This is a genomic window from Anaerobacillus sp. (assembly GCF_046314235.1).
Taxonomy (GTDB): domain Bacteria; phylum Bacillota; class Bacilli; order Bacillales; family Anaerobacillaceae; genus Anaerobacillus.
Map to the genome: position 1 here is coordinate 28,236 of NZ_JBKBWN010000018.1, position 20,867 is coordinate 49,102.

24 protein-coding genes are annotated in these 20,867 nt (G+C 37.4%); 19 read left to right on the top strand and 5 right to left on the bottom strand.

Translation table 11 applies throughout. The annotated features are described in order from the left end of the window. Nucleotides 1-84 precede the first annotated feature (84 nt). Nucleotides 85-342: a YfhJ family protein gene (locus ACK4M9_RS19100; RefSeq protein WP_409854135.1), complete on the top strand. Its 258-nt coding sequence runs from the start codon at nt 85-87 to the stop codon at nt 340-342. A 42-nt stretch (nt 343-384) separates the two neighbouring features. Here ACK4M9_RS19100 and ACK4M9_RS19105 read toward each other — a convergent pair whose 3' ends face one another. Further along, complete coding sequence (locus ACK4M9_RS19105; protein WP_409854137.1) at nt 385-1,365, bottom strand: metal-dependent hydrolase; 981 nt, start codon at nt 1,363-1,365, stop codon at nt 385-387. Between the two features lie 118 nt (nt 1,366-1,483). On the opposite strand from ACK4M9_RS19105, the gene ACK4M9_RS19110 reads away from it, so the two are divergent. From ACK4M9_RS19110 to ACK4M9_RS19135, 6 genes are all read left to right on the top strand, one after another. Next, nucleotides 1,484-1,804, top strand: coding sequence for a hypothetical protein (locus ACK4M9_RS19110; protein WP_409854139.1), 321 nt, complete (start codon nt 1,484-1,486; stop codon nt 1,802-1,804). An 11-nt stretch (nt 1,805-1,815) separates the two neighbouring features. Next, nucleotides 1,816-2,895, top strand: coding sequence for an A/G-specific adenine glycosylase (gene mutY, locus ACK4M9_RS19115; protein ID WP_409854142.1), 1,080 nt, complete (start codon nt 1,816-1,818; stop codon nt 2,893-2,895). A gap of 18 nt (nt 2,896-2,913) precedes the next feature. After that, the gene (locus ACK4M9_RS19120) at nt 2,914-3,672 is read left to right on the top strand and encodes an SDR family NAD(P)-dependent oxidoreductase (RefSeq protein ID WP_409854145.1); all 759 of its coding nucleotides are present in this window, start codon (nt 2,914-2,916) and stop codon (nt 3,670-3,672) included. A gap of 246 nt (nt 3,673-3,918) precedes the next feature. After that, a complete protein-coding gene (gene ggt / locus ACK4M9_RS19125; RefSeq protein ID WP_409854147.1) occupies nt 3,919-5,532 on the top strand; it encodes a gamma-glutamyltransferase in 1,614 nt (537 codons plus the stop codon). 52 nt (nt 5,533-5,584) lie between these two features. Continuing rightward, nucleotides 5,585-6,142: a chromate transporter gene (locus ACK4M9_RS19130; RefSeq protein ID WP_409854149.1), complete on the top strand. Its 558-nt coding sequence runs from the start codon at nt 5,585-5,587 to the stop codon at nt 6,140-6,142. Beyond that, nucleotides 6,142-6,672: a chromate transporter gene (locus tag ACK4M9_RS19135; protein WP_409854223.1), complete on the top strand. Its 531-nt coding sequence runs from the start codon at nt 6,142-6,144 to the stop codon at nt 6,670-6,672. Before ACK4M9_RS19130 ends, ACK4M9_RS19135 begins: the two co-directional genes overlap by 1 nt. 330 nt (nt 6,673-7,002) lie before the next feature. Here the strand turns inward: ACK4M9_RS19135 and ACK4M9_RS19140 are convergent, their stop codons facing one another. After that, entirely contained in the window at nt 7,003-7,941 is a 939-nt protein-coding gene (locus tag ACK4M9_RS19140; protein WP_409854152.1) for a hypothetical protein, read from the bottom strand. Nucleotides 7,942-8,380: 439 nt separating this feature from the next. Here ACK4M9_RS19140 and ACK4M9_RS19145 point away from each other — a divergent pair, with 439 nt between their 5' ends. From ACK4M9_RS19145 to ACK4M9_RS19160, 4 genes are all read left to right on the top strand, one after another. Further along, on the top strand, nt 8,381-9,592 hold the full coding sequence (locus tag ACK4M9_RS19145; RefSeq protein WP_409854153.1) for a DUF418 domain-containing protein: 1,212 nt from the start codon (nt 8,381-8,383) through the stop codon (nt 9,590-9,592). Nucleotides 9,593-9,648: 56 nt separating this feature from the next. Further along, nucleotides 9,649-10,140, top strand: a complete 492-nt coding sequence (locus ACK4M9_RS19150) for a hypothetical protein (RefSeq protein ID WP_409854156.1) — start codon at nt 9,649-9,651, stop codon at nt 10,138-10,140. Nucleotides 10,141-10,379: 239 nt separating this feature from the next. Continuing rightward, entirely contained in the window at nt 10,380-10,886 is a 507-nt protein-coding gene (locus tag ACK4M9_RS19155; RefSeq protein WP_409854158.1) for a fructose-bisphosphate aldolase, read from the top strand. Nucleotides 10,887-10,990: 104 nt separating this feature from the next. Further along, the gene (locus ACK4M9_RS19160; protein WP_409854161.1) at nt 10,991-11,296 is read left to right on the top strand and encodes a hypothetical protein; all 306 of its coding nucleotides are present in this window, start codon (nt 10,991-10,993) and stop codon (nt 11,294-11,296) included. Nucleotides 11,297-11,804: 508 nt separating this feature from the next. Here the strand turns inward: ACK4M9_RS19160 and ACK4M9_RS19165 are convergent. From ACK4M9_RS19165 to ACK4M9_RS19175, 3 genes are all read right to left on the bottom strand, one after another. After that, nucleotides 11,805-12,767 (bottom strand): NADPH:quinone reductase, encoded by a 963-nt coding sequence (locus ACK4M9_RS19165; RefSeq protein WP_409854164.1) that lies wholly within the window; start codon nt 12,765-12,767, stop codon nt 11,805-11,807. A 110-nt stretch (nt 12,768-12,877) separates the two neighbouring features. Further along, nucleotides 12,878-13,402: a hypothetical protein gene (locus ACK4M9_RS19170; RefSeq protein ID WP_409854167.1), complete on the bottom strand. Its 525-nt coding sequence runs from the start codon at nt 13,400-13,402 to the stop codon at nt 12,878-12,880. 289 nt (nt 13,403-13,691) lie between these two features. Beyond that, nucleotides 13,692-13,916 carry a hypothetical protein gene (locus ACK4M9_RS19175; protein WP_409854170.1) on the bottom strand — a complete coding sequence of 75 codons (225 nt, stop codon included), beginning with the start codon at nt 13,914-13,916 and terminating at the stop codon, nt 13,692-13,694. Between the two features lie 133 nt (nt 13,917-14,049). On the opposite strand from ACK4M9_RS19175, the gene fabL reads away from it, so the two are divergent. From fabL to ACK4M9_RS19215, 8 genes are all read left to right on the top strand, one after another. Next, nucleotides 14,050-14,799, top strand: coding sequence for an enoyl-[acyl-carrier-protein] reductase FabL (fabL, locus tag ACK4M9_RS19180; RefSeq protein WP_409854173.1), 750 nt, complete (start codon nt 14,050-14,052; stop codon nt 14,797-14,799). Between the two features lie 95 nt (nt 14,800-14,894). Further along, nucleotides 14,895-15,053 carry a gamma-type small acid-soluble spore protein gene (locus ACK4M9_RS19185; protein WP_409854176.1) on the top strand — a complete coding sequence of 53 codons (159 nt, stop codon included), beginning with the start codon at nt 14,895-14,897 and terminating at the stop codon, nt 15,051-15,053. A gap of 159 nt (nt 15,054-15,212) precedes the next feature. After that, on the top strand, nt 15,213-15,506 hold the full coding sequence (locus ACK4M9_RS19190) for a hypothetical protein (RefSeq protein WP_409854178.1): 294 nt from the start codon (nt 15,213-15,215) through the stop codon (nt 15,504-15,506). Between the two features lie 173 nt (nt 15,507-15,679). Next, a complete protein-coding gene (locus ACK4M9_RS19195; protein WP_409854181.1) occupies nt 15,680-16,129 on the top strand; it encodes a DUF3939 domain-containing protein in 450 nt (149 codons plus the stop codon). An 18-nt stretch (nt 16,130-16,147) separates the two neighbouring features. Continuing rightward, nucleotides 16,148-16,678 (top strand): nucleoside tri-diphosphate phosphatase, encoded by a 531-nt coding sequence (gene ntdP, locus ACK4M9_RS19200; protein WP_409854184.1) that lies wholly within the window; start codon nt 16,148-16,150, stop codon nt 16,676-16,678. Nucleotides 16,679-16,777: 99 nt separating this feature from the next. Beyond that, nucleotides 16,778-18,526: an ABC transporter ATP-binding protein gene (locus ACK4M9_RS19205; protein WP_409854224.1), complete on the top strand. Its 1,749-nt coding sequence runs from the start codon at nt 16,778-16,780 to the stop codon at nt 18,524-18,526. A gap of 268 nt (nt 18,527-18,794) precedes the next feature. Beyond that, nucleotides 18,795-20,429 (top strand): PhoX family protein, encoded by a 1,635-nt coding sequence (locus ACK4M9_RS19210; protein WP_409854186.1) that lies wholly within the window; start codon nt 18,795-18,797, stop codon nt 20,427-20,429. A 2-nt stretch (nt 20,430-20,431) separates the two neighbouring features. After that, nucleotides 20,432-20,620 (top strand): twin-arginine translocase TatA/TatE family subunit, encoded by a 189-nt coding sequence (locus ACK4M9_RS19215; protein ID WP_409854189.1) that lies wholly within the window; start codon nt 20,432-20,434, stop codon nt 20,618-20,620. The last annotated feature ends 247 nt before the right edge of the window (nt 20,621-20,867 follow it).

Here is a 20,867-nt window from a genome sequence, read left to right on the forward strand (position 1 = left end):
CCTTATTAGCGGTACAAAGTTAGTATGGGTTATTAAAGCTGGATTATAAGATGAAATTAATGTAATGAATAGGAGGGAAGATAAGTGGAAGAAAAATTTGATCATCTCACAAAGATCTTAATCGAGCAAAACAATGAGCTTAGTTACGAGTTAGCTCGTAATTGGGTAGAAGCATTATGGGAAGATTTCGAAGCAACAAGGGCAAAAGCAGGTAGAGAATATGAAGGACAAGCTGTCACAGAAAGGTTCGTCACCCAATTCATTGAAAATTATGGAGCGAGACTCCATGAGTTTGCCTCTAGAAATGAGAAATTTAAACATTTACTAAAAGAAAGAGAATGAAAAGTAATAATACATTTGCTTACTTTTCATTCTCTATATAGTTTACTCTGTTGCAAATTCGAGTTTTTTTCGTAAGCTTTCTTCGCTGAATATCCAACCTGTATAAGAGCTTAAAATATTTAACTGATCATCAAGTCGAACAATCGCCACAAACGGATAATGACCTTTGCTACGGTAGCGAAGATCAATAAAGCGGACTTCTTGATGATCGCCTTCATCAACGACCTCCCATCGGTAAGAAGGAGAGAACGATAAAAATGCGGCTAAATTTTCATCTTTTAGGGCGGCATTAATTACTGGGTCATTTGGGATTGGTTGAAACGGATATTCTTCATAATAATTAAGCTGATTACCTGTTGCCTGTGCGACATACATCATTTTTTTCGTACGAATGACGATATGCCACCTTTGCCAATTGTAGGACGGCGAAATAAAAATATGGGTAGCATCAGGATGCTGTTGTTTTGCTGTATTATATACTTTATTTCGGGCATAAAAGCGCCAAATATAATAAAATATCAAAATAACATACAATCCTAAAAATGTATAAGCTTGATGAGCACCCATTTGCCAAAGGATGATCGCAGCAATATGACCTAGGAAAATAAATGGATCAATAATGTAAATGACACCGAGCGCAATCCATTTCTTTTTTAATGGATAGAGCGCTTGTGTTCCATAAGCATTGAAAATATCGACAAATACATGTAAAAAGACTGCTAAAAATGTCCAAAGCCATAAATGCAGTATATTTATACCTGGAACAAATAGAGCCAATATAGCGGTAATCAAAATTGGCCAAAGTAGAACAGCAGGAATTGAATGGGTAATTCCGCGATGATTGCGAATGTATTTAGCATTATTTCTAAGTTTAAGTACAGTATCAAAATCAGGTGCTTGAGAGCCAATAAGGGCACCCAACATTACGGTTTGGGCCAAAAGCGGATCGTTTGCGACGACAGGATCTAATGTTGCTATGGAGCCTATTGCAATGCCCATAACAACATGTGTACCAGTATCCAAAGTATAAGCACCTCCAGTATTATTTGATAACTTGAATGTGATCGAGAAATGATCACCATCATCTAATATATATTTAGTTTTACCCGAAATTATATAGTTTAAAAAGGGGTTTTGCAATATGAACGCATCGTCGTTGCAAATTTTTATTGAATACAAAGTGAAAGAAACAGATATTAAAGGCTATGAAGCAGTAATGAAAGAAATAATAAATAAACTTCCCGAGTTTAGTGCAGAAAAGATTGAGTGGTTTGTTGCAACTGATCAACCATTTCTTTATGTAGAGATGTTTCAAGTGCCTACTTTAGCCCACTATCATGCATTAAAAAAACTAAGAAAATCGTGTGAACACCCAGTTTTTAGTCAACTAGACGGATTTATTGAAGGTGGCTTAGAGAAATTAAACTGTTGGGCCTTTCAAACGCAACCGATTCAAGACTAGAGGAGAAGATTATGCAACTAGAAAATAAAGCATCAGTGAAAAGATTTCAAGACGATTTACTAACTTGGTTTAAAGGGAACCAACGTGATTTACCATGGCGACAGGATGGCGATCCATATAAAGTTTGGGTATCAGAAATTATGCTTCAGCAAACTAGGGTAGATACGGTCATTCCTTTTTTTAATCGGTTTGTTGACAAGTTTCCAACTATTGAAGCATTGGCCATTGCCGAGGAGGGTGACGTTCTTAAGGCTTGGGAAGGATTAGGGTACTATTCACGAGCGAGAAACTTGCAGACAGCGGTACGCGAAGTTCATGAACAATATAATGGCATTGTCCCTAGTTCCAAGGCGGAAATATCAAAGTTAAAAGGCGTTGGCCCTTATACTTCGGGAGCGATTTTAAGTATCGCTTATGGAATTCCAGAACCGGCAGTAGACGGTAATGTCATGCGAGTAATCTCAAGGATCATTGCAAGCTACGATGATATTAGTAAGCAAAAGGCAAGGGTGAAAATTGAAGGGATCATTGCGACGTTAATTAGTATTGATGATCCTTCATCATTTAATCAAGGGCTAATGGAGCTAGGGGCACTAATATGTACGCCGACATCACCCTCATGTTCAATATGTCCGGTGCAAAAGCATTGTCTGGCTTTCGAACAGAAAATTCAGCTTGAACTACCGATTAAGGCGAAAAAAAAGCAGCCAAAAGAGAAAAAATTAGTTTGTGCTTTTATTAAAAATGAAAATGATCAAGTTTTAATTCACCAACGACCAACGACAGGACTTTTAGCGAGTTTATGGGAGTTTCCTAATGTCGAACTTGAAGGTGAAGAATTAATGGAGTTGCAGCTTGAAAAATTTCTGCAAAACGAATTTTCGCTTCAGACGACAATCGGTCAGCAAATTTTCCATGTTGAACATGTATTCTCCCATTTAAAATGGGACGTAACAATTTTTGACGTAGAGCTTTTAAGTATCGGCATAAAACCAAATGAACGATCACAATGGGTTTCAGCTTTAGAGATTAAAGCATACCCGTTTCCAGTTTCGCATCAAAAAATAATGAAGCACTGCTTAATCAATTAGTTATTAAGGAGAGATAAGATGGATTTACAATTAAAAGGGAAAATTGTCTTAGTTACTGGTGGATCAAAGGGGATTGGTTTAGCAATTGCCAAAGCTTTTAAGGATGAAGGGGCGATTGTAGCAATAGCGGCACGCTCACAGGAGGATTTAGAAAAGGCGCTGTTTGAAAACCGCTTAGATGCAAGCTATGAAGGGGATTTAACAACTAGCGAAGCTCGTGAAAAGGTATTTGAGAATGTCATCAATGATTTTGGGACGATTGATATCTTGATCAATAATGTTGGCGGAAGCAATGGTTCAACGACAATCGAAACCGATCTTGTATTGTTTGAAGAAGCAATGCACTTAAACTACTTTTCTGCTGTTCACTTTAGCAAGCTCGCAGTACCAGTGATGAAAGAAAATGGCGAGGGAGCAATCATTAATATATCTTCAGTATTTGGTCGTGAAGCTGGTGGCAAACCGACCTACAATAGTGCCAAGGCTGCAATGATCTCTTTTACAAAGTCATTAGCTGATGAAGTAATTAAGGACGGAATTAGAGTTAATGGTGTCGCTCCTGGATCCATTCTACACCCGAGCGGAAATTGGCAAAAGCGACTTGAAGAAAACCCAGAAAAGATCAATGCATTCGTTGAAAGTGAAATTCCTGCAGGTAGGTTTGGCACGGTAGAAGAGATTGCCAACGTTGTTCTATTTCTAGCATCGGAACAAGCTTCCTGGGTCGTCGGAGCGACATTGAACGTTGATGGCGGACAGTCGAAGTCTAACTTTTAGTAGTAGTGGAGAGTTATCCATGCTCTCCCATATAACGTTCATCATTTTCCGTTCTCGAACCTGAATGAAAATATCGGTCGACTTCTTTCGCTTCACTGTTATCCAGTTCCTGTATAAGAGGCTTGCTCAAGAACTCGACCGAAAAATTTTTTATAAAAAAATATTTCGTATTCCGAATGAAAATCGATGAAATAACGAATTTTTTCTTATATAATTAAATAAATAAACAAAAGGAGGTTGAACAAAATGTTACAATACGATGCTCTCCATAATCCTTATCCTTCACAAAGGATGACTACATATGCTCAAAATGGAATGGTGGCGACTTCACAGCCACTTGCTGCTCAAGCGGGATTAGATATTTTAAAAAAAGGTGGCAATGCGATTGACGCGGCGATTGCTACTGCTGCATGTTTAACTGTTGTCGAACCGACATCTAACGGCATTGGCGGCGATGCTTTTGCGCTAGTTTGGACTAAGGGGAAACTGCATGGTTTAAATGCAAGTGGACCAGCACCGAAATCAATTTCGATTGAAAAGCTAAAAGAACGAGGCTACAAGGAAATTCCAAAGTTTGGTTGGATACCAGTGACTGTCCCAGGAGTTCCAGCGGCATGGGTTGAGTTATCGGAAAAGTTTGGGAAATTACCTTTAGCTGAGGTACTGCAACCGGCAATTGATTATGCAGAAAAAGGCTATCCGTTGTCACCAATTCTTAGTTTTTATTGGAATCAAGCTTTTCAAAGCTATAAAAATAATCTAAAAGGCGAAGAATTTAAGCACTGGTTTGAGACGTTTGCTCCAAATGGGAAAGCCCCGCAAGTAGGTGATGTTTGGAAGTCTGAGGGGCATGCAAAGACATTAAGGCTAATTGCCGAAACGAATGGAGAAGCTTTCTATCAAGGAGAATTAGCTGAGAAAATTGCTGAGTTTTCAAGGGAATATGATGGTTTTATAACAAAAGAAGATTTAGCAGCATTTAAGCCTGAGTGGGTTGACCCTATTAGCGTATCTTACCGTGGCTATGATGTTTGGGAAATCCCGCCAAATGGGCAAGGCTTAGTTGCGCTTCTAGCTTTAAATATTGCCAAAGGCTTTGAGTTTAGCGAGCGCGAAAATGCGAAGACATACCATCAGCAGATTGAAGCAATGAAGCTAGCGTTTAGTGATGGTTTGAAATATATCACAGAAACAGACAAGATGAGTGTTAAAACGAAGGACTTGCTCTCAGAAGAGTATGCAGTGGCTCGTCGTCAGTTGATTACTGATGAAGCATTAACACCTACTGCAGGCGAACCGCCAAAGGGTGGTACGGTTTATTTAGCTACAGCGGATAGTGAAGGAAACATGGTCTCCTTTATTCAAAGTAATTATATGGGCTTTGGTTCTGGGTTAGTTGTTCCAGGTACAGGTATTGCGTTGCAAAACCGTGGTCATAATTTCTCATTAGATGAAAACCATGATAACTGCCTTGAGCCAGGAAAGAGGACCTTCCATACAATTATTCCAGGGTTTCTTACAAAAGGTGATCAAGCAGTTGGTCCTTTCGGTGTCATGGGGGGATTCATGCAACCACAGGGGCATATGCAAGTGGTGATGAATGCGATTGATTTTAAGTTAAATCCACAAGCCGCACTGGATGCAGCCCGTTGGCAATGGATGGAGGACAAAACAGTCTTGCTTGAGCATACAGTTCCTAACCATATTGCTCAGAGCTTAGCAAGAATGGGGCACAAAATCGAAGTAGCTCATAACTCAGGGGCCTTTGGGCGTGGTCAAATCATTTGGCGTGATCCCAATACCGGCGTTCTTGCTGGGGGAACGGAAGCGAGGACGGATGGCTCAATTGCCGCTTGGTAATTAAGTGCGTTGAGGAAATTTGTCCTTAAATATATGGAGAAGAGGAGAATTAATGAAGCAATATCAGCTTTTTATGGCTTTCTTTCGTGTTGGAATGCTGGGATATGGTGGTGGCCCAGCTTCAATTCCCTTAGTCCACAAAGAAGTCGTAGAAAAATATAAATGGATTGATACAGACGAATTTGGTGACATTTTAGCGATTGGAAACTCCTTGCCTGGTCCGATTGCCACGAAAATGGCAGGCTATATCGGTTATCGAGTTGGTGGTTATTTAGGGATGATCAATGCGATTGTAGCAAGTATTGTACCAACAATTATCTTAATGATTGTGATTTTAACATCGCTTACCTCCTTTAGGGAGCAAGCGTGGGTTCAAGGCATGACAAAAGCGGTTGTGCCTGTTGTTGGTGTAATGATGGCTGTGCTTACATGGGATTTTTTCGCGAAGTCGCGAGAAGGACTTGGTTGGGGGAAAAGTGTACTTTTACTGCTCGTCAGTTTTTTATTGATTGGCTTGTTAGGAGTACATCCTGCATTCATCATTGGAGTAATCCTACTTTTTGCTTTAACAAGACCAGCTAAAAAGAAACAAGAAGGTGAACAGAGTTGATGATTTATTGGGAGATTTTCCTAGCATTTTTTATCCCTGGAATAATTGGCTATGGTGGAGGGCCAGCCTCAATTCCGCTAATTGAATACGAAGTAGTTCACCGTTATGGCTGGCTTTCAGTTGCCGAATTTGGTGAGGTTTTAGCATTGGGGAATGCAATGCCTGGTCCAATTGCGACAAAAATGGCAGGTTATATCGGGTATGAACAAGGTGGTATTTTCGGAGCGTTTGTTGGTGTTTTCGCTACCGTTGCACCATCATTAATATTAATGATTGCACTTTTAAGCTTGCTAATGAAATTTAAAGATTCACCAAAGGTAAAAGCGATGACAAGTCTAGTTCGTCCGACGATTGCTATTTTATTAGGGTTAATGGCTTACCGCTTTTTTGATACGTCTTATCTACAATTAGGATTGCTCCAAACAGGTGCGATCGTAGTTATTGCTTATGTTTTACTTGAGAAGTTAAAGGTTCATCCAGCCTATGTTATTGGTGGCGCCTTACTTTATGGTGGGATCTTTCTAGGATGAAAAAATGTCAGTCTCCTTTTTTGTGGGGCTGACATATTTTTGTTTTTTAGGTTCCTTTTTTTCAGTGCCTCGTACCAAAAAGGCGCCATCAAGTACGAGAATTCAAGAATAAAGCACCAAAAATAGCTTTGGTGCCAGGGACATATGGTAGTGAGTCACCTATAAAATGACTAATCGGCGTTTTATTATCCAAATCAGCGGGTTTACTATCCAAACTGAGTGATTTACTATCCGAATCAGCGGATTTACTATCCAAATTGAGTCATTTATTAGCCAAACCGTTTTTTCGATCATGAACAAGTCATAAATAAACGAAAAAAGTTGTCACCACTAAGCAAAGCGGTAGTATATGAGTAAGATCGTTGCTAAAACAAAGATGAAGTTTAAAAAGATAAAGATGATCTGGTCTATCTTCCGTTTATGCATTTGAACTGGTGGGTTATAAAAGCTTGTGTTTTCAATGATGAAGGTAATTAAAATAATATGAACCATAAAGTGACCAATGATTTCTAGAGTTCCAAATAACATCGTCGTTGAGACGAAAATTAAGGTTAGCACGAGGGCTAGCAAACGATTAAGTACACCGACGACTAGAAGATAACCGACAACAAACTCAATAAAGGCACTTAACAAGACGAATGTCGCAGGATCAAATCCAAATGTAGGAACTGCGTGGTTTAAAATGATATCTACACTCATTTCTTGATAGACCCACTTCTCAACAGCTACCCAACATAAAGAAAGTCCGGTTCCTAAATAGAGTGCTGGCATGCCTAATCTTGCCCACTTTGTTTTTTGTAATAGCAAAGCAAATGCAATCGCTACATAGAACCCATAATCTATAATGTGAAATAACCCAATTTGTAATAGTGCATCAAAAAACAATACTAGGATACCAAGTGCCCCAACTTTTGTTGCAATATGGTGTGGGATGAGGAGCATTACAACAACGAATATCCCGACCGCTAGCGAAAAGGACGTTAAATGAATTTCAGGAGCTAAAATTGAATCCCAAAACAACTGAAGTGTGATCGCTATTGCTGTCCCATATTTTAAGATTAAACCTGTATATGGTTCAAATGCAGCTAATCTCCGGTCGACCGCTTTTACAAACTTTAACTCCATTAAGGAAGGGATGAGTTGTGGTAGGGTAGCAAGTACTGCAGCAATAATAATCGTTATTAAAAAAAAGTCCCAAGTTAAGATAGTTTCAATTGGTTCACGGATTTGTTCTGCTTCCGTAAACCACTTTACATGTAACCCTCTCATTGTTATACCATTCCTTCCTAATATGACCTCTAGCAGAGAGTATCTCCTAAATACATTAATATTATTAAGTTGCCTGCTCAAGGTGCCAGGCACCCTTCGTGGACATTTTTCCTTTTTGTCCATCTGAGGAGGAGAAAAAAGTGGGGATTGGAGCAAGGAGACAAACTCTAGTCGTAAGAGAGCATCGCTAGAAATTTAGGGTACAATCTAAGCTCGAAATGGAGCAAATTGAGCAGGTTAAGGCACAAAAAAATAGAATGAATACTATTCACAAAAAAAATTACTTAAATTACCAGACGAATCGTGTATAATTTTGGTAGTAGACGGTTTTTAGGTTTGAATAAATGTTTTACACAATCGTACATATCACTTTACACACACGTTATACATATCACTGTACGCAATGGTTACATATCAAAAGAAGAAATGGAGTGAGGGTATGGAGGCACTAAGGTTACAACCTACTCAACAAGCAGATCGAATTATCACGTTGGATATTATTCGAGGGTTTGCGCTTTTAGGTATTTTAATGGTAAACATGCAATTTTTTGTGGCCCCAAAGTTATTTTTAATGCTTTCGGGAGTTACACTGTTCGAAGGAGCACTAAGCAGTAGTGCAGATTGGTTTGTTACGATTTTTGCAACAGGGAAATTTTTTACGACGTTTTCATTTTTATTTGGTTTAGGTTTTTTTCTCTTTATGGAGCGAGTGAAAGCTAAAGGGCTATCTGTTGGAAAACTTTATTCAAGAAGGATTTTTTTCCTATTATTTCTTGGACTTATTCACATTTTCATATTATGGAGTGGCGACATTTTACTTAATTATGCGCTCGCAGCATTTTTCTTACTTTTATTTAGAAGGTCTTCAATGGAAACAATTAAGAGTTGGGCGATTGGACTTTTCAGTGCTGTTCTGTTTCTATTGGCATTTTTCACCTTCATAGAGTCCCTCGCGGAAAACATCCTAGGTGAAGAATCAGGACTTATAAATGACTTCTCACCTTTAGTAGAAAAATCGATTACAGTTTTTCAAAATGGCAGTTTCTCAGAAATATTTACGTTTCGTTTAGCGGAGGAGATACCATTAGTTTTACCTAACTTTATCGTTAGTGTACCAATGGTGCTGTTTATTTTTCTTATCGGCTTATATGTAGGGAAAAAAGGGGTACTCTTCGATATAACTGGGCATTTGGAGTGGATTAAAAAAGTATGGAAAAACAGTTTGATCATCGGCGTTTTAATGACTGTTGTGTTTGTCATTTTAAAAGTGGAACTGTTTATCGTACCGTTTTACCTGCATGAAGCAACGGTAGAGGTTCTCTCGCTCGTTTCAGGGCTTGTTATGTCCTTCTTTTACATCAGCTCGATTACGTTATTATGTCAAAAAGAAAAATGGATGGCACGGCTTAAATTTCTAGCACCAGTAGGTCAGATGGCTTTGACAAACTACTTACTTCAAACTGTTATTTGTATTTCGCTGTTTTACGGTTATGGTCTAGGTTTTTACGGTAAAGTGACACCAGAAGTAGGTATACTGATAACGATTGCAATTTTCACTGTTCAAATCTTCTTAAGTAAAGCGTGGATGGAAAGGTTTAAGTACGGACCTCTTGAGCATGTATGGAGAGCCTTTACGTACAAAGGAATTTAAAACATCTTCTGAGCGCCCTCAGGATCCGTGCCAATTCGTGTAAAAATGTCTTTATCATGGAGAAAATTAACAAGGAAAAATTGAAGGAAATTGAAGAAGAAGTTTTATCAGGGAGTGATTTCTTGAAAAAGTTGTTATCAGTTATTGTACTAATATTATTGTTGGTGGGGTGTAACCACGAACCATCCTTTTCAGAATTTTCCTTTTCAGAAATAAATTTAAAAAATGCCAACAAAGATGTTCAAGCATTTATTGAAGAATTAGAGAACTATAACGGAACACATCTTTATTTTGAACGTGATAGTACCATTTACATATTTTTAAATGGTAAAAATGAGTTGAAGGATGGTAAAAAGGTCTATTTTAGTAATTTCAATGTTGATGTTAAAGAAAAAACATTAAACATCTATTATAACCAAAAAGAAACTGACGATAATTTAGAAATTACAGCAAATGATCAATTGTTATATCAAATTAATTTAGATAAGAAATACGAAGTAATAAAAGCTTTTGGTAACGGAGAGTTAAAATTCTCAGGTAGACAATGAATGTTTTTTCTATATAACGGTTGCAATAGTTTAGAGGATTCGAAGGAAAAGCCACAGGATTTTATAAGCAATTAAATTAAGAGAGTAATTTACTAAAAGTTCGTCAGTAAAAAAACGAGTTGCAATGTTGTAACTCGTTTTTTTACCTAAAAACTGGCAAGTAATATTAAACTAATAGAGAGAAAAGCAAAAGAATATTTGGGTTTTTATGGTAGATTGGAAGTGAGGAGGGGAAGTATATGAAAAAACTATGGACGTTATGTTTCTTAATAATATTACTCTTGTTAGCTACTGCTTGTAACAATTTACAGGAACCGAAAATAACTATCGAAGCAATCGTTTCACAATTAAGTGAAGAAGAATATGATTATGTTGGAACATATGGATTGGAAAAACCCACAAAAGACGATTTTCGCAAATTTACTTTTATTTTTGAAGTTCAACACTCTACAAAATTTTCACGAAAAGTTGAATTTCCTATTGGTGGAAGTTGGAGAGAGGCTGTAAATACAATAGATAATAAAGAAAGATACTGGTTTGGTGATGGTTATGAACAAAATATCGATGGTGAAAATATTGCAAAATATGAGAGTGAATTTGTTTTTTACTCTAAAGGGTTGAATGATGAAGATATTAGAAAGGCTTTTAATTCCATCATTCTGGAACTTTATTTAGATGCAGAAGAAGGAGAAAGTTTAGAAAAAGAATATATAGTAAGTGAGTTAGTTAGATTTAATAATAAATGAGGTTCTTAGAGTAAAGATGGCATTAGTTGATGAAATGTCGTTTCAACACCTTCTCTTATTATCGGAGTATATTGGAACAAGTTAATTGAGGAAGGAAGGAACTAATGATAAAAACACTTTATTTAGTAATTGATTTGATTTTCTTAGGTTTATTAATATTTGGTTTAATACAGTCTAAGAAATACTCTTTTTTAGCAGGGGTTTATAGCTTTCTAATTTTATTATTTCTCCGACTCTATTCTTTTGTTGCTCAATATACTACCAAGCTAATCATTGATAACGTTAGTGAGCCACCATTTGGTTTCAGTACAAGTGATTTTGTAGCATTTATAAATATTCTTCCTAGAACACTAAATTTAATAGCATTTTCAATTTTAATCATTGGTTTATATCAAAGATTGAAAAAATAACAGATTTTTACTAACGAAGCTTTACGGCAACAGTAGCAGTAAAGCTTCGTTTCGGTATTTCGCAGCATTTTGCGAGTGATTCATCCTTTACGAGCATTAGAATATAAGAATAGACGCTGTCACTATGCATCCTATACGTTTTCTCTATATCTACCATATCTCAAAATAACAAGAAAATGAGGCTTTCCCAAAGCAAAGGATCAGTCACTTAGCCTACTATAAATAGATATTGTACAAACATACAGTTCTATAAATAGTATGACTTCGAGGTGCACTGATACTTATGGGAAAACCTCTTTTTTCTGTGGAGAATTATCGGGCGAGTTCTATCGTCCCCTCTTATACAGGAACTGCATAACAGAGAAGTGAAAGAAGTCGGCCCACAATTTCATTCAGGGTTGAGATCGGAAAAACATGTATATTTTGTAATCCTGATTTAACAGCTGATTGCCAAGATTAGATTGTGGAATTAATCCAGTATCAATGGTTTACCCATATAATCGAGATATTAAGGCGTTATAACAATGCTTCCATTATACTGGTGGCTTTCTACTGCCGCGTGGGCCTTGGCTGCCTCGCTAAAAGTGTAGGTCTTACCGACGAGGGCAGTAAGTTTTTTCTCTGCGAAAAGACGACTTATTTCGTTTCCTGCTTCGATTTGATACTGCATCGGGACAGTAAAAAGTAGGATTCCTAAAAGGGAAACGTTTTTAAAGTTTAGTAAGCGCCAAGGGAGTTCAGGTGTGTTGTTTTTTGGTGAGCCTACTGCGAGAATTCGCCCACCATTAACAATCATCTGTAAATCCTGCTCCAGGTTGTCACTTAGGGAAACGTCAAGGATGACATCAACTCCAGCACCATTTGTAAGACTTTTAACCTTTGCGGCAACGTTTTCCTCTGTGTAAATAATGACTTCATCTGCGCCAGCGGCTTTTGCTATCGCTGCTTTTTCAGCATTGCCGGCTGTTGCGATTGGATATGCGCCTATAGAGCGAGCCAATTGAATCGCAGCATGGCCAACTGCACCTGCACCACCGAAAATAACAATTTTTTCTCCTTTTTTCAATTGTGCTCTGTGAAACAAGGCAAGATGAGCGGTCATAAATGCCATAGCTAGTGCGGCTCCTTCAACGTCCGACACATGATCAGGTAAAGGGTAAATCTGTTCTTCCTTAGAAGCAACAAATTGTGCTGCTGTTCCTTTGATACTTGATGCCCAAACGCGATCGCCAACATTCCATTTTGTCACGGCGGATCCTATTTCGACTATTTTTCCACCTAGGTCAAAATGAGGAACTTGGGGGAAAGACTCAACTGGACGTAAACCTGAACGGAAGTATGTATCGACTGGGTTTACCCCACTTGCGCCAACTTCAATCAAAACTTCATTTTCTTTAATTACGGGTTTTTCTAGTTCTACAACTTCAAGTACATCGGGACTGCCTTGTTGATTGTAAACGACTGCTTTCATGAATATCAGCTCCTAAATTAATTATGATTACTATAATTATTATGTTTGGTTAATATCTTCCACGACTTCTAAAGAGGTAAAATAAAGTGATCTTGTCTGGGAAATCTGATTTATGTTTGATTGATCTCTTCCACAACTTCTAAAGAGTCGATTAGTAAACTAATTATTTCTGAGAAATCTGAAATATGCTCTTCATTAATTTTTCTGTCAAAATATAAAGTTGTTTTTGAATAATAAGTTGTCTTTATTTCTTTGGTCCAATCAAAATAAATTTGTTGGTTAATTGTTGGACGCTTATCCCATAAAATTTCTAGTTTTTCCTGAATAAGAGGAGGGATCTTTGTAACATCATTTATTGGACCATTAATGATAAGCAATAATGTGCAACCGAAGCCTTCGTCTATTTCTAATATCTCACCGTATAAATCACCAGGGGCGGCCTCTAATTTAACCGTTGCGTGATAAAGATGAGAAGATTTTAGCGGCTGAAAAGTTATTGAATATGTACGAGACATTGTCGCTAAATTAACTTGGTCTTGCCTGTCAATGATCGCAATTTCCCCTTCTAAATCACGATCATAAATTTCTCCTTCAATTACGACTTTCAAATTTTCATATACGCTAGGGTCAAACATTTTCATGGACTCCTTCTATACTCAAAATATTGATATCTTAATCCTATAATAAAATCGATTTTTCTGAAAGGACAAAAAGGCTAAGTCGCTACTTAACCTTTATTCCTATGTATTTATAAAAGAAACCCCCGCGTCACCATCTAGTATGTGTAAATGGTGACCACGCTTCTTTCTCTTCACTGTGACCTTTTATAAAATCTCAGAGGCTCGCTCATGAACGCGGTCTCCAAATTTATTTTTCATATAAAAAACTAAGGCATTTCGTGTTGCCTTAGTTTTCATGAAACGACTAATCAAAGTGAACGCGACTGCCATGTTCATAGCTTGCTTCTTCATGGTTCATGCCGCCTCTTGACACTATTTCCTTAATGATTTCTCTGTGGATTGTAACTCCCTCAGCATTTAAATAAGGCGCAATTTGTTGTAAATTGTGATGAAAATATGCCAACTCTTGATTTGTCCAATCATGCTTTGACATCATTGATAATTCAGTCATATCTCGACCAACATACATGAGAGTTCCCCCTTAAGGTAAACCATTTTATGAAAATTGATGAGTTTTCCATCATCTTGGTTAGTCTTTGTAGTCTCAAACGAAACTATTCGATATAATGGTTAGCATATAGAGTTTCTAGGAGGATTTCAATATGGAACGAAAAGTTGCTTTAGTTACAGGAAGTAGTCGGGGAATTGGAAAAGAAATTGCGATTCGCTTAGCGAAAAATGGATATGATTTAGTTATTAATTATGCGAGAAATAAGTCGGCAGCCTTGGAAACAGCACAGCAGTTAGAAGCGCTTGGTAGTAAAGTGTTAGTCGTGAAGGCTAACGTAGGTAAAAAAGAAAAGATTGAAGAATTATTTGCGCAAATTGATGAACAGTTTGGTCGCTTAGATGTCTTTGTCAATAATGCAGCATCCGGGGTGTTGAAGCCACTAATGGAATTAGAGGAATCTCATTGGGATTGGACAATGGATATTAATAGTAAAGCGTTATTATTCTGTGCCCAAGAAGCAGCAAAACGTATGGAGAAAACTGGTGGTGGAAAAATTGTTTCATTAAGTTCTTTAGGATCGATTCGCGTAATCGAAAATTACACTCTTGTCGGTGTATCTAAAGCAGCTTTAGAAGCCCTAACTAGATATTTAGCGGTTGATCTTGCCCCTAAAAATATTGTTGTCAATGCCGTTTCCGGTGGCGCTGTTGATACAGATGCTTTAACACATTTTCCGAACCGCGATGAAATTCTAGAAAGTGCGGCAAAACGTAACCCGGCTGGAAGAATCGTCACTGTAGATGATCTGACGAATGCCGTTATGTTTTTATTATCCGAAGATGCATCCATGATTTGCGGACAAACAATCATCGTTGATGGTGGAATTTCACTTTTAGTTTAATCAAAAAAACGCTTTACTTAATTAAATTTTATATATTTTTTTCTCGGATAAAATCACCTCTCGTGGAGATATTAATTCTTGTGGAGGTGATACTAATGAAACAAAACCAAGCATCTAAAACGAACGCACAAAAAGTAAGACAACAAAACCAAGCATCTGCTCAAGGGCAAAACCAAGAATTTGCTAGTGAAACTGATGCTCAAGAAGTAAGACAACAAAACCAACAATCAGCTCAAAGAAACAGACAACGTTAATAACAAAAGCACTCCTTTCTAGCGAAGGAGTGCTTTTCTTTATATACATAAAATCATATTTCTACAAAACCTCCTACGCCTCAACAATACTAGTCAAAGGAAGTGTTGGCTTTGTAACGAACCTAGTTATTAATGAGTTTAGTTAAAGGGGAGAACAACGTGGAAAATAATGATTTTGATAAGTTAATCGAGATCCAAGTTGAAATCGCCGATCAAATTCTTGCGATTGCTAATGAAATTAAATATTATGAGAAACAAGAAAAAGATATGATAACAAAACGAGAGAGAGAACTTTACAAACATGTTCTAGGATGTAAAGATGAGCAAGTCGAAACTGAGTTTGCTATTCACTATATTCAAGTAAAGCTTCAACAAAAAAGGGATTTATATACCCATTTAAAGAGAGCATTTCAACATCGTTCCGATGAATATCTGCAAGTTTTACATAGATAACCCTAAATGGTAGATAAAAGTTGTTAGTTTTTTTCAAACCACCCTAAAAAAGGGTGGTTGTTTCATTTCAAATTGGCTTTTAAAGCTGTATAATAAAATAGATAGCAAAAACACGCTTATAAGGAAAGTGATTGTTCGGATATTTCAGCACGTATCAAGGAGGTTGGAGATCAGTGTTTTTTAAAAAAAGGAACAAAAACCAGAAAGGAGAAACAAACACTCAACAGATTGACGTAACACTTGACCGAGTGAGACAAGCCGTTAATGAATACGCGGACGGAATGGAACGAGGCATCTCACTGCGATCAATTGTATTAGATGATCACTCCATAGATTTTGATTTATTAAAAGGGATTTTAAAGGGAATACCTAATCGGCCTTTTTATATGTCAAAAGAAACGTTTGAAATATTTGAGACAGCAGAACTTCCTAAGCAGATTGACCATGTACAAAAAGCAGTAGATCAGTATATACAGGAAAAAGGTGAAGAGCCAATCATACCAGGAAATCCTTATCGGAAAATTAGCTACTATTTAATAGGGCATTACTTGTCTATTGAACCTGAAGTCGATTTATATCTTGATAGTCATGATAAGATGGTTACTCACCGCTGCCCTGAATAATATAGAAAGGAGCAATGTATGAGTTTCCCAAAGACAGGAAGCAGCATTCAAGTTCAGAGCTATAAGCATAACGGCACGATACATCGAATTTGGGAAGAAACCATTGTGTTAAAAGGGACGTCAAATGTTGTAATTGGTGGAAATGATCGCATATTAGTCAAAGAAGCAGACGGTAGACATTGGCGAACACGCGAGCCAGCAATTTGTTATTTTGATTCTGAAAAATGGTTTAATACAATTGGGATGATCCGTTCCGATGGCATTTATTATTATTGTAATTTAGGTACACCGTTTACGTGGGATAATGAAGCATTAAAATATATTGATTATGATTTAGATATTAAGGTGTTTCCTGATATGACATATGTCATTTTAGACGAAGACGAATATGATCAGCACCGCAAATTGATGAACTATCCTCCTGAGTTAGACAATATTATTCAAGCAAGTATGACAGAATTAATTAGCTGGATCACTCAACGCAAAGGACCATTCGATCCGCACTTCGTGGAGATGTGGTATGAAAGATTTTTGCAGCATCGTGATTGAACTAACCAACTAAAATAGAGAATTATGAGTTTAACCTCGACTAATTAGTTAATGTCGAGGTTAAAAGTCATTTTAACGTTGAAAACGGGGTGATTACTTCTGAATAGTATTAGACGCTATTTGCTTTTTGTTAAACCTTATATAAAGGAAATTATCGGGACAGTTTTGATAGGTATGCTAAAGTTTGGGATTCCTTTAGCGATGCCGCTAATTTTAAAGTATGTGATTGATGACATTATTGATGCAAAGCAATTAACAGATGCAGAAAAAATTTCAAACTTAACGTGGCTAATGGCGATTGTCTTCCTTATTTTTATCGTACTTAGACCACCAATTGAATATTATCGCCAATATTTTGCGCAATGGACAAGCAGTAAAATCTTATATGATATTCGTGATCAGCTGTTTTCCCATATTCAAAAATTAAGCCTTAAGTTTTATTCGAACCGTAAATCGGGGGAAATTATTTCAAGGGTTATTCATGATGTAGAACAAACGAAGAGCTTTATCATTACTGGTTTAATGAATGTATGGCTAGATATGTTTACAATATTAGTTGCGATTATCATCATGTTTACAATGAATGTTAAGTTAACAATTGTCGCTATTGTTCTATTACCGTTTTATGGTTTCTCTATCAAATATTTTTACAGCCGCTTACGTTCCCTTACAAGAGTGCGCTCACAATCATTAGCAGAAGTTCAAGGTCATCTCCATGAGAGACTACAAGGAATGACAGTGATCCGGAGTTTTGCATTAGAAGAGTACGAGCAAAAACAATTCGATAAACGAAACTCAAATTTTTTGACAAGAGCCATTGATCATACAAAGTGGAATGCAAAGACGTATGCTGTTGTAAATACAATTACAGATATTGCTCCATTATTGGTGATAGGTTTTGCAGGTTATCTTGTTATCACTGGAGATTTATCTAAAGGGGCAATGGTTGCATTTATATTATATATGGACAGATTGTATAATCCGTTAAGGCGTCTAGTTAACTCGTCGACAACATTAACTCAGTCGGTCGCTTCAATGGACCGTGTCTTTGAATTTATTGATGAGAAATATGATATTGTTGATAGTCCGAATGCCAAAGAGGCACAAAATGTTAAGGGTGACATCTCATTCGAAAATGTTAGCTTTGCTTATGAAGAGGACAAAGAACCTGTTTTGAAAAATATCAACTTAACGATTCGAAACGGAGAAACGATCGCTTTTGTAGGGATGAGTGGCGGTGGCAAAAGTACATTAGTGAGCTTACTGCCGCGTTTTTATGATGTAACTGCGGGAAAAATCCTTCTTGATGGTGTGGATATTCAAGATTTTAAAGTTCGTTCGTTGCGTGATCAAATTGGGATGGTGCTACAAGATAATATCATTTTTAGCGACTCTGTGAAGTTTAATATTTTAATGGGAAATCCTGATGCCACAGATGAAGAAGTGATTGCGGCGGCAAAGGCTGCTGATGCCCATGAATTTATTAATAGCCTACCAAATGGATATGACACAGAGATTGGCGAGCGTGGTGTTAAGCTCTCAGGTGGACAGAAACAGCGAATTGCGATCGCTCGAGTTTTCCTAAAGAGTCCAAAAATATTAATTTTTGATGAAGCGACATCATCATTAGACACGGAGAGTGAACATTTCATTCAGGTTGCCTTAGAGCGTCTAGCAAAAAATCGGACAACCTTTATCGTTGCCCACCGTCTCTCTACGGTGACACAAGCTGACCGGATTGTCGTTTTAGAGAATGGCACGATTGTTGAAATTGGTACCCATGAGGAATTGATTGATAAACAAGGATCGTACTGGAGATTGTTTGAAGTACAACAGAATAAACTGTGAGTTATAATGCGCACCGAATTTAGGTGTGCTTTTTTCTTGTTTGTCTTTATCCTCAAAGTGTTTCACAGGATGAATAAAGACACCAGGTGTTGTGAAATGATAGGTTCTTAACTTTAGCCAGGCCTGAAAAAAGCAAATCAAGTAGCTAATTAATAATATTTACAATTATTAACAATATCATTACAAACCTAGTAAACTATCTTTACATTTAGAATGTATCATTTTCATTGTAGAAATAGTGAAAAAATTTAATGATGAGGTGGAAAATATGGATGTAAATCGCAGAAAATTTTTGACGTTTGTTGGGACAGGGATGACAGCACTAACGGTCGCTTCTACTGGTTTAGGAGCACTAGCACCAAAAGTTGCGGCAGCTGACAAGGCAAGAGAAAGTTTATTTGGGTATGAGAATAGAGCTTCTAAGATTGATTTTACACCGATTGCCCCTTCTAGTGCAGATGAATTACTACTTCCAGAAGGCTTTACATACGATGTTGTTGCTGCATATGGAGATGTCATAAACTCAAAGGGAGATACATTTGGTTTTAACTGTGACTTTACAATGTATCTACCGATTAAAGGTAGCCAGCGCGGATTACTTCTAGTAAACCATGAATATACAAATCCATTATTTGTAGAAGGTCCAATTGTTGGTGGATATACACAAAAGCAAATAGAATCTCTATTATACAATCAAGGGCTTTCAATCATTGAAGTGTATCTTGACCCAAAAACAGGACAATGGAAGATGGATACAACTTCAAAATATGCACGGAGAATTTCAGGCTTAGCACCATTCCAACTAACTGGTCCTGCTAAGGGGACTGCATCTGTTAACGGAGCAACTGAAGTGCAAGGAACATTTGCCAACTGTTCAGGTGGTGCTACACTTTGGGGGACAGTTTTATCCTGTGAAGAAAATTGGGAGAGAACAGCAGATAATGCAGGTCTTGATACAACCCATTATGGTTGGGTAGTTGAGGTTGACCCATTTGACAAGGAAGACAAATATTTTAAGCCGCGTAAGCATACAGCGTTAGGCCGCTTTCACCATGAAAATTGCGCTATGGGATTATCTAAAGATCGTCGCATTGTTGTCTATTCTGGCGATGATAAGGCAGGAGCCTGTGTCTACAAATATATTAGTAAAGCGAAGTATAACGAAGGTAGAGGCAAAGAAAACTCGAAGCTTCTTGAAGATGGTACACTATACGCTGCAGATATGGAAAATGGCAAGTGGCTTGCACTTACAATCGAAGCAGTACGTGAAGCGGCAAATGGGAATTCAAGTTTACTAGAAAAGTTTAAAACTCAAGCAGATGTTCTTGTTTATACGCATGAAGCCGCTATATTACTAGGGGCAACGCCGACTGACCGTCCAGAAGATGTAGAGATTAGCCCAATTGACAATACTATCTATATCGCCCATACGAATAATGCTAGTAAAGGGAATTTCCATGGACATATTACACGTTTCTTTGAGAAAAATTCTGATCTAGGTGCATTAGACTTTACGTTTGAAATATTTGCTGCTGGTGGTCCGCAAAGCGGCTTTAGTGCGCCGGACAATTTAGATTTTGACCGTCATGGCAATCTTTGGACAGTAACAGACATTTCAACGAGTAGTATTGGAAAAGGCGCGTATGCACCTTTTCAAAACAATGGCATGTTTGTTATTCCGACAACTGGAGAGAAAAAGGGTATCGCCTACCAGTTTGCTTCGGGGCCAGTTGAGAGTGAGCTAACAGGTCCATGGTGGACACCTAACCAAAAGAACTTATTCTTAGCTGTCCAACATCCAGGCGAACGATCAAGTAACTTAAACAACCTGACAAGTAGATGGCCACATCGTCCAGGCGATACAATGCCTCGTCCGTCCGTTGTTGTAATTAGAGGGTTTTAATTATGTTTTCTAATATTGGTATGCCAGGATTACTATTAATTCTCGTTATTGCACTAATTATCTTCGGACCATCGAAGCTTCCTGAAATTGGTCGTGCCTTTGGTCAAACGCTAAATGAGTTTAAGCGTTCGACGAAAGGGTTAGTGAATGACGAATTAACTAGTAAAGAGGAAGAGCCTAGTTCAAAGTAACGTAGAGTAGAAGATGTGCGCACAAGAGCTCACATCTTCTTTTTTGACGAGTAACATCAAAACAATTTTTAACGAGTATCTTCAAAATAATTATCACATTTTCTTTTAACAAGTATCATCAACACGCTCTTCGCTTTCCGCTGCGATGTTTTGTGGAGAAAAAGTGTTTGACAAAACATTTAAAAGCGTTTAATATTATCTTTAGTTCAAGATAACTTAGTTCGAGATATACTATTTTAGTACTATT